This is a genomic window from Cupriavidus sp. MPR-AND1C, from assembly GCF_058809705.1.
In genome coordinates this window covers 1-8,843 of the sequence record NZ_JBXASU010000160.1, presented here as the reverse complement: position 1 = coordinate 8,843, position 8,843 = coordinate 1, and the positions used below count along the sequence as shown (strand labels likewise).

Annotated in this window: 8 protein-coding genes; 7 read left to right on the top strand and 1 reads right to left on the bottom strand. The window is 65.9% G+C overall.

Annotated elements, in window-relative coordinates; translation table 11 throughout:
* Positions 1-3 precede the first annotated feature (3 nt).
* The 3 genes from AC1RWI_RS37275 (at position 4) to AC1RWI_RS37265 (ending at position 3,074) form a co-directional block, all read left to right on the top strand.
* Positions 4-657 (top strand): ubiquinone biosynthesis accessory factor UbiJ, encoded by a 654-nt coding sequence (locus tag AC1RWI_RS37275; protein ID WP_492368693.1) that lies wholly within the window; start codon positions 4-6, stop codon positions 655-657.
* A 105-nt stretch (positions 658-762) separates the two neighbouring features.
* Positions 763-2,340 (top strand): ubiquinone biosynthesis regulatory protein kinase UbiB, encoded by a 1,578-nt coding sequence (gene ubiB, locus AC1RWI_RS37270; RefSeq protein ID WP_043343580.1) that lies wholly within the window; start codon positions 763-765, stop codon positions 2,338-2,340.
* 71 nt (positions 2,341-2,411) lie between these two features.
* The gene (locus AC1RWI_RS37265; protein ID WP_052494415.1) at positions 2,412-3,074 is read left to right on the top strand and encodes a methyltransferase domain-containing protein; all 663 of its coding nucleotides are present in this window, start codon (positions 2,412-2,414) and stop codon (positions 3,072-3,074) included.
* A 35-nt stretch (positions 3,075-3,109) separates the two neighbouring features.
* On the opposite strand, the gene AC1RWI_RS37260 is transcribed toward AC1RWI_RS37265, so the two are convergent.
* Complete coding sequence (locus tag AC1RWI_RS37260; RefSeq protein ID WP_492870811.1) at positions 3,110-3,718, bottom strand: hypothetical protein; 609 nt, start codon at positions 3,716-3,718, stop codon at positions 3,110-3,112.
* A 448-nt stretch (positions 3,719-4,166) separates the two neighbouring features.
* Between AC1RWI_RS37260 and AC1RWI_RS37255 the strand changes: the two genes are divergently transcribed.
* The 4 genes from AC1RWI_RS37255 to aspS all read left to right on the top strand — a co-directional run bounded on the left by AC1RWI_RS37255 (position 4,167) and on the right by aspS (position 8,724).
* Positions 4,167-5,603 carry a high affinity choline transporter 1 gene (locus tag AC1RWI_RS37255; protein ID WP_492870810.1) on the top strand — a complete coding sequence of 479 codons (1,437 nt, stop codon included), beginning with the start codon at positions 4,167-4,169 and terminating at the stop codon, positions 5,601-5,603.
* A 199-nt stretch (positions 5,604-5,802) separates the two neighbouring features.
* Entirely contained in the window at positions 5,803-6,162 is a 360-nt protein-coding gene (locus tag AC1RWI_RS37250) for an FmdB family zinc ribbon protein (RefSeq protein WP_043343590.1), read from the top strand.
* 14 nt (positions 6,163-6,176) lie between these two features.
* Positions 6,177-6,875 carry a DUF502 domain-containing protein gene (locus AC1RWI_RS37245; protein ID WP_043351226.1) on the top strand — a complete coding sequence of 233 codons (699 nt, stop codon included), beginning with the start codon at positions 6,177-6,179 and terminating at the stop codon, positions 6,873-6,875.
* A gap of 43 nt (positions 6,876-6,918) precedes the next feature.
* Positions 6,919-8,724 (top strand): aspartate--tRNA ligase, encoded by a 1,806-nt coding sequence (gene aspS, locus AC1RWI_RS37240; RefSeq protein WP_043343591.1) that lies wholly within the window; start codon positions 6,919-6,921, stop codon positions 8,722-8,724.
* Positions 8,725-8,843 lie beyond the last annotated feature (119 nt).

Below are 8,843 nucleotides of genomic sequence, written 5' to 3'. Positions count from 1 at the left end.
CCCTTGGCCACCCCCCCGATCACTGCCCTGAACCACCTGCTGGAACAGGAGCCCTGGGCAACCACCATGCTCCAGCCCTTCGCCGGCCGCATCATCCGCTTTGACGCGGCCGCGTTCACGCTCGCATTGAAGGTGACGGGGCAGGGCCTGACGGAGCTGGCCCCGGTGGATGAAACCCCGGCGGTCACGCTGACCGTGCCGCTGCAGCAGTGGCCGCTGGTGGCCTCGGACGTGGCGGGCGGCGGCCAGGCGGCGGCGATGAAGCATGTGCGCATCGAGGGTGATGCCGAGCTGGCCAACACGGTCTCCACGCTGGCCCGCAACCTGCGCTGGGATGCGGCCGAGGACCTGTCGCGCGCATTGCGCGGCATCCTGGGCGGCCCGGTGAGCGACAGCGTGGCGCAACGGGTGGTGGACGGCGTGCAGCAGGTGCATGCCCAGGCCACGCGGGTCGGCCGCGCGCTGGTCGATAACGTGACCGAATACCTGCTCGACGAGCAGCCGACCTTGGTGCGCCACGCGGCGCTCGACGAGTTCGGCGCGGGCGTGAGCGCGCTGCGCGACGACCTCGCCCGGCTGGAAAAGCGGCTGGAAAAGCTGGAGCAGCGCACCCGCTCCGAGCGTGGCGCTGGCACGCTGCCGTCCGCCCATCGCTGAATTGCCCGCCGCCCGCCGCCGTCAGACCCCGCTCCATTGCGCATCCACGGCTTTAGCCATTGCCAGACCGGCCAAGCAGCACGGCCCCAACACTGAAGAACCTGCATGACCCGCTTCCTGCGCCTTTGCAAGATCGTTTTCGTCATCCTCTACTACGGCCTCGACGAGCTCGTGCTGTCTGGCTTCAAGAGCCGCCGCATCCGTTTCCTGGTGCGTGTCATTACCATTGGCCGCAAGCTCGACATGCCCCGCGGCGAGCGCCTGCGCCTGGCCCTGACCCGGCTGGGCCCGATCTTCGTCAAGTTCGGCCAGGTGCTTTCCACCCGGCGCGACCTGATGCCCGAGGACATTGCCGACGAGCTCGCCAAGCTGCAGGACCAGGTGCCGCCGTTCGATTCGGTCGTGGCGGTCAAGATCATCGAGCGCTCGCTGGGCCGGAAACTGGCGACGCTGTTCGAGAGCTTCGACCACAAGCCGGTGGCCAGCGCGTCCATTGCCCAGGTTCACTTTGCCACCCTGAAGGGCGGCCCCAACCATGGCCGCGAAGTCGCGGTGAAGGTCCTGCGCCCGGGCATGCTGCCGGTCATCGACAGCGACCTGGCGCTGATGCGGGACCTGGCTGCCTGGCTTGAGCGTTTCTGGGCTGACGGCAAGCGCCTGAAGCCGCGCGAGGTCGTCGCCGAGTTCGACAAATACCTGCACGACGAGCTCGACCTGATGATCGAGGCCGCCAACGCCAGCCAGCTGCGCCGCAACTTTGCCGATACCAAGCTGCTCCTGGTGCCCGAGGTGTTCTGGGACTGGTGCAGCAGCGAGGTCTTCGTGATGGAGCGCATGCATGGGATCCCCATCTCGCGCACCGAGTCGCTCAGGGCGGCAGGCGTCGACATGCACCTGCTGGCGGAGGAGGGCGTGGAGATCTTCTTCACGCAGGTGTTCCGCGACGGGTTCTTCCATGCCGACATGCACCCGGGCAACATCCTGGTGTCGGTGGCGCCGCAGAGTTTTGGGCGCTACATCGCGCTGGACTTCGGCATCGTCGGCGCGCTGTCCGAGTTCGACAAGAACTACCTGGCGCAGAACTTCATCGCCTTCTTCCGCCGCGACTACCATCGCGTGGCGTTGCTGCACGTGGAGTCGGGCTGGGTGCCGGCCCATACGCGGGTGGAGGAACTGGAGAGCGCGGTACGGGCGTGCTGCGAGCCCTATTTCGACAAGCCGCTCAAGGAGATCTCGCTGGGCATGGTGCTGATGCGCCTGTTCCAGACCTCGCGCCGCTTCAATGTCGAGATCCAGCCGCAACTGGTCCTGTTGCAGAAGACCTTGCTCAATATCGAAGGGCTGGGGCGCCAGCTCGATCCGGACCTGGACCTGTGGAAGACCGCCAAGCCCTTCCTCGAGAAATGGATGCACGAGCAGGTCGGCTGGAAGGGCGCCTGGGAGCGCATCCAGGTGGAGGCCCCGCAATGGGCCAAGATGCTGCCTGACTTCCCGCGCCTGGCGCACCAGTTCCTCGAGCGCCGCGCCCTGGTCGACAATGGCCAGCAGGAGAAGCTGCTGGCCGCCCTGGTCGCCGAGCAGCGCCGCACCAACCGCCTGGTCGGCACGGCCTTGTTGCTGGTTGGCGGATTCATCGCCGGGGTGGTGCTGACCGAGCTGCTGGCCTGGGTTGGCTACTGGTAACGCACGGGATAGTGCCCCGAAATGCGCCCCGAATCGTGCCCCGAATCGCCCGGGTGGCGAGTGCAAGGTTGATGAAATGCAATGCAGTGGAGGCTAGCTTGACCAAATCCGATAACGCGCCGAACCAGGCTGCGGCCCCGCCAGCCTTTGCCACGCGCAACGCGGGGGATCCGGCTTTCTGGGATGAGCGCTTCGAGAAGGGCTTCATGCCCTGGGACCTGGGCGGCGTGCCGGCCGATTTCGAGGCCTTCGCCAGCGCGATGGCGCCGTGCCCAACGCTAATCCCGGGCTGTGGCAACGGCTGGGAAGCGGGGTGGCTCCATGCGCGCGGCTGGCCGGTGACCGCCATTGATTTCTCACCGGAGGCCGTGGCCAGCGCGCGCCGCTCGCTGGGGCCGGCCGGGGCCGTCGTGCACGAGGCGGATTTCTTTGCCTTCGCGCCCGAGCCTGCCTGTCAGTGGATTTACGAGCGGGCCTTCCTGTGCGCCTTGCCACCAGCCATGCGGGCCGGCTACGCCGCTCGCGTGGCGCAACTGCTGCCGCCGGGCGGGCTGCTGGCCGGCTACTTCTTCCTGGACGAGACGCGCGGCGGGCCGCCTTTCGCCATCCCCGAGGCAGAACTGCGCGCGCTGCTTGAGCCGGCCTTCGAACTGGTGCAGGCGCGGGCCGCCACGGGCTCGCTGCCGGTATTTGCCGGTCGCGAGCAGTGGCAGGTCTGGCGCCGCAGGGCTTAGGTTTCAGGGTTCAGCCGCAGGCGCCAGCCTTTGCTTCAGCCGCGCACGCGGGCGTTGTGCTTGTCGTGGTAGATCGCGCGGCTGTCGCGGTTTTCGACGCGCTGGATGCCGCGCTGCTCGCCCGCGCCGACATGGCCGTTGGCGCCGGCACGCGCTTCGCGCCGATCCACGTGGGCCTGGCCGCGTTCGAGGCTGCCGGCCTCGCGGTTGGTGAGCGAGCCGTTGGCCACGCCTTTCTTGATGCGCTGCTCTTGGTTGATATTGCGCTGCACGTCGGCCTGCATGCGCTGCGACGACGCGCTGGCGGGGTTGCCGGTGATGCCGTTATGCGTATCGTGCGCGATGTCGCGGCTCACGTTGTTCTCGGCACGCTGGATCGACGCCTGCTCGCGCGGCGAGACCGAGCCGTTGGCCAGGGCGTGCGCTTCCATGTGGTCCACGCGTGCGGTCTGCTTTTCCAGGCTGGCCGCTTCGCGCGTGCTCAGGCTGCCGGATTTCAGGCCGTTCTCGATGCGCTGTTCCTGGTTGACGTTGCGCTGCACATCCTGCGAGACCGCCGTGGTCTGGGCGCTGGCCAGGCCGGCGCCGAGCAGGCCTGCGGCAATCATCAGGGTCTTGAGCATCTTGGTTTGGCGGTTCGACATGGTGTTCTCCTTTTCCTCATTGGGTCGTGTGCGGCAGCGTGGCTCGTGGGCGCGGCGCCCGATGTTGCTGCCTTGGCTTCCTTAATGCGCGCCGGGCACGGCGCGCTGACGCAGGGTTTGTAAGCTGTGTAACCGCGCGTAAGCCGCAAGCCTTGCGCACCATGGCGGGGCGCCGCGGCCGTGGCGGGCATCCGCAGCGCAGTCCGCGTCACCTGTGGCGCCGGGGCTGCACCGTGCCGGGCAATTTCCGCGTGGCAACGGGTTTTTTTCTCGCCGCGCCGCAGGCGTCGCTATAATCCGCGTTTTGATTCGGCTACGACCGCAGGCTAGCTCAGCCACCCATGCGGCCCCGACCGATGAATTGGACTCCGGGCAAGGCTGGCCGCAAATCCCGCCTCACCGGCAACCGGTTTCTCGCCGCAAGGGCACTTTGGGATAGGGCAGCAGCATGCTGATCTGGTTCGTCATCATCTATTGGGTAATCTCCGTCGGCATTGGCCTGTGGGCCGCGCTGCGCGTGCGCAACGCCACCGACTTCGCGGTCGCCGGCCGCAGCCTGCCGTTCTATATCGTCACCGCCACCGTGTTCGCGACATGGTTCGGCTCGGAGACGGTGCTGGGCATCCCCGCGGTTTTCCTCAAGGAAGGCTTGTCCGGCGTGGTGTCCGATCCTTTTGGTTCCTCGCTCTGCCTGATCCTGGTCGGCCTGTTCTTCGCGCGCCCGCTGTACCGGATGAACCTGCTCACCATCGGCGATTACTATCACAATCGCTTCGGGCGGCTGGCCGAGGTGCTGACCACGCTGTGCATCGTGATGTCCTACCTGGGCTGGGTTGCCGCGCAGATCAAGGCGCTCGGGCTGGTGTTCTTCACCGTCTCGGACGGTGCGCTGTCGCAGGAAACCGGCATGATGATCGGGGCCGCCAGCGTGCTGGTGTACACCCTGTTCGGCGGCATGTGGGCCGTGGCGGTGACCGACTTCATCCAGATGATCATCATCGTGATCGGGATGCTGTATATCGGCTATGAAGTCAGCGGCCAGGCCGGCGGCGTGGCCGCGGTGGTGTCGCATGCGGCGGCGGCCGGCAAGTTTGAATTCCTGCCCTCGCTGGACCTGATCCAGATCATCGGCTTCGCGGCCGCGCTGTTCACCATGATGCTGGGATCGATCCCGCAGCAGGATGTGTTCCAGCGCGTGACCTCGTCGCGCACCGAGAAGATTGCCGGGCGCGCTTCGGTGCTGGGCGGCGTGCTTTACTTCTGCTTTGCCTTCATCCCGATGTTCCTAGCCTATTCGGCCACCATGATCGACCCGGAGATGGTGCAGAAGTACATCAACACCGATTCGCAGCTGATCCTGCCCAAGCTGATCCTGACGCACGCGCCCATGTTCGCCCAGGTGATGTTCTTCGGCGCGCTGCTGTCCGCCATCAAGAGCTGTGCCTCGGCGACGCTGCTGGCACCGTCGGTCACCTTTGCCGAGAATATCCTGCGGCCCTATTTCCGCCATCTCGACGACCGCCGCTTCCTGCGCGTGATGCAGGCCGTGGTGCTGGTGTTCGCCGTGCTGGTGACGCTGTTCGCGCTGAACTCGCATCTGTCCATTTTCCATATGGTGGAAAATGCATATAAGGTCACCTTGGTGTCGTCGTTCGTCCCGCTGGCCTTTGGCATGTTCTGGAAGCCGGCCACGCGCCAGGGCGGCCTTGCCGCGATCATCCTCGGGTTGGTTTCCTGGCTGTGCTGCGAAGTCGCCTTCGCCGACGCGGCGGTGCCGCCGCAGATGGTCGGCCTGCTGGTCTCCATTGGCGGCATGGTGTTCGGCTCGCTGCTGCCGCAGTGGATCAACGACCATCCGCGCGTCAAGGAAGTCCATCTGGCCTGAGCGTTGCGGGCATCCGGCGGGTCGCGCGTGGCTTCGAAGGCATTTCCTGCTCTTTTTCCGCCGGCCCGGCGTTCTCAGAACGGTTTATAATTCAAGGCTTTGCACCGCAAGGTGCGCGCGCGGGAGTGGCAACTTCCCGCTCGGCGCGGCCTCGCGATTCCATCCAATTTCCGTTCCAGACTCCTTGCGGAGAGCCACTATGCCGATCTATGCCTATCGTTGCGACGCCTGCGGCCACGGGCGCGATGTGCTGCAGAAAATGAGCGATGCCCCGCTCACCGACTGCACATCCTGCGGCGCGAAGGGCACGTTCAAGAAACAACTGACCGCCGCGGGCTTCCAGCTCAAGGGGTCGGGCTGGTACGTCACCGATTTCCGCGGTGGCAACAGTGGCACGTCCGCTGCGCCCGCCACCGCGGCCGCGGGCAGCGCCACCGAGGGCAAGAGCGAAGCAGCGGCACCGGCCTCGTCCGGCGCAGCCACGGATTCCTCCAGCACCGTCAGCACGGCGCCGACCAGCACTGCCGGCGGTTCCGGCAGTGCCGTCGCCAGCCATTGAAGGCAGAACGCATCGTGCCGGCGAAGAAGACTTCCGCCCTCAAGACCTGGTTCCTCACCGGGCTATTGGTGCTGGTGCCGCTGGGCATCACGCTGTGGGTGTTGAACCTGGTCATCAGCACCATGGACCAGAGCCTGGCGCTGCTGCCTGAAGCCTGGCAGCCGGTCCAGCTGTTCAAGGTGCGCATCCCGGGCCTGGGCGCCATCCTGACGGTGGTGTTCATCCTGCTGGTCGGCCTGCTGGCCCACAACTTCATCGGCCAGCGCCTGGTGCGCTGGTGGGAAGCGCTGCTGCGCCATATCCCGGTGGTCGGGCCGATCTACACCAGCGTCAAGCAGGTCTCGGATACGCTGCTCTCCTCGTCCGGTAATGCCTTTCGCAAGGCGCTGCTGGTGCAGTACCCGCGTGAGGGTTCGTGGACCATCGCATTCCTCACCGGCCGTCCCGGCGGCGATGTGCAGAATCATCTGCAGGGCGAGTATGTCAGCGTCTACGTGCCGACCACGCCTAATCCGACCTCGGGCTTCTTCCTGATGATGCCCAAGGCCGATACCATCGAACTCGACATGACCGTCGACGCCGCGCTGAAGTACATCGTCTCGATGGGCGTGGTGGCGCCGACCGAGCTGCCGCGCAAGAGCGGCTCGGTGCGCGCCGGCGAGGAGGAGGCGGAAGCCCTCGCCGAGTCCGCCGGCTCATCGCATTCAAATTGATCGCCGGCCGCATCGGCGGCCGCGTTATTCCGGGAATTCTCTTATGTCCTCCATGCGTACTCACTATTGCGGTCTCGTGACCGAACAACTGTCGGGCCAAGAAGTGGCTCTCACCGGCTGGGTGCAGCGTCGCCGCGATCACGGTGGCGTGATCTTCATCGACCTGCGCGACCGCGAAGGCCTGGTGCAGGTGGTGTGCGATCCCGATCGTCCCGAGATGTTCAAGGCCGCTGAAGAGATCCGCAACGAGTTCTGCGTGCGCATCACCGGCAAGGTGCGTCCCCGTCCGGCCGGCACCGAGAACGCCAACCTGACCTCGGGCAAGATCGAGGTACTGTGCCATGAGCTGACCGTGCTCAACCCGTCGGTCACGCCCCCGTTCCAGCTCGATGACGACAACCTGTCCGAGACCACCCGCCTGACGCACCGCGTGCTGGACCTGCGCCGCCCGCAGATGCAGTACAACCTGCGCCTGCGCTACAAGGTGGCCATGGAAGTGCGCAAGTACCTGGACGCGCAAGGCTTCATCGACATCGAGACCCCGATGCTGGGCAAGAGCACGCCCGAAGGCGCGCGGGATTACCTGGTGCCGTCGCGGACCAACCCGGGCCACTTCTTCGCGCTGCCGCAATCGCCGCAGATCTTCAAGCAGATGCTGATGGTGTCGGGCTTCGACCGCTACTACCAGATCACCAAGTGCTTCCGCGACGAGGACCTGCGTGCCGACCGCCAGCCCGAGTTCACGCAGATCGACTGCGAAACCTCGTTCCTGAACGAGCAGGAGATCCGCGACCTGTTCGAGGACATGATGCGCACGGTGTTCAAGAACGCCATCGATGTCGACCTGGACGCCAGCTTCCCCGTGATGGAATTCCGCGAGGCCATGGCCCGCTTCGGTTCGGACAAGCCTGACCTGCGCGTCAAGCTCGAGTTCACCGAACTGACCGACGCCATGAAGGACGTCGACTTCAAGGTGTTCTCCGGCCCCGCCAACAGCGAGAACGGCCGCGTGGTCGGCCTGTGCGTGCCGGGCGGCGCCGCCATCTCGCGCAGCGAGATCGATGCCTACACCCAGTTCGTCGCCATCTATGGCGCCAAGGGCCTGGCCTGGATCAAGGTCAACGAAGTGGCCAAGGGCCGCGACGGCCTGCAATCGCCGATCGTCAAGAACCTGCACGACGCGGCCATCGCCGAGATCCTGAAGCGCACCGGCGCCAAGGACGGCGACATCATCTTCTTCGGCGCGGACAAGGCCAAGGTCGTCAACGACGCCATCGGCGGCCTGCGCCTGAAGATCGGCCACTCCGAGTTCGGCAAGACCCATGGCCTGTTCGAGGACGTGTGGAAGCCGCTGTGGGTGATCGACTTCCCGATGTTCGAGTACGACGAAGAAGATGCCCGCTGGGTCGCCATGCACCACCCGTTCACCAGCCCCAAGGACGAGCACCTGCAATACCTGGAAACCGATCCGGGCAAGTGCATCGCCAAGGCCTACGACATGGTCCTGAACGGCTGGGAAATGGGCGGTGGCTCGGTGCGGATCTTCCGTGAGGACGTGCAAAGCAAGGTGTTCCGCGCCCTGAAGATCGGCGAGGAAGAAGCCCGTGCCAAGTTCGGCTACCTGCTGGACGCGCTGCAATACGGCGCGCCCCCGCACGGCGGCTTGGCCTTCGGCCTGGATCGCATCGTCACCATGATGGCCGGCGCCGATTCGATCCGCGACGTGATCGCCTTCCCCAAGACCCAGCGCGCGCAAGACCTGCTCACGCAAGCCCCGAGCTCGGTCGACGAGAAGCAACTGCGCGAACTGCATATCCGCCTGCGCGCCGCGGAGCCGAAGACGGCCTGAGCCGGGATTCGGACTGCTTGAAAAGGCCGCGCGACAGCGCGGCCTTTTTGTTTTATTCCTTCGCCCTAAACGCTCGCCGCGGTTGCGGGCAGGCCTGCCTCTCGCCCCCTGCCCACCCG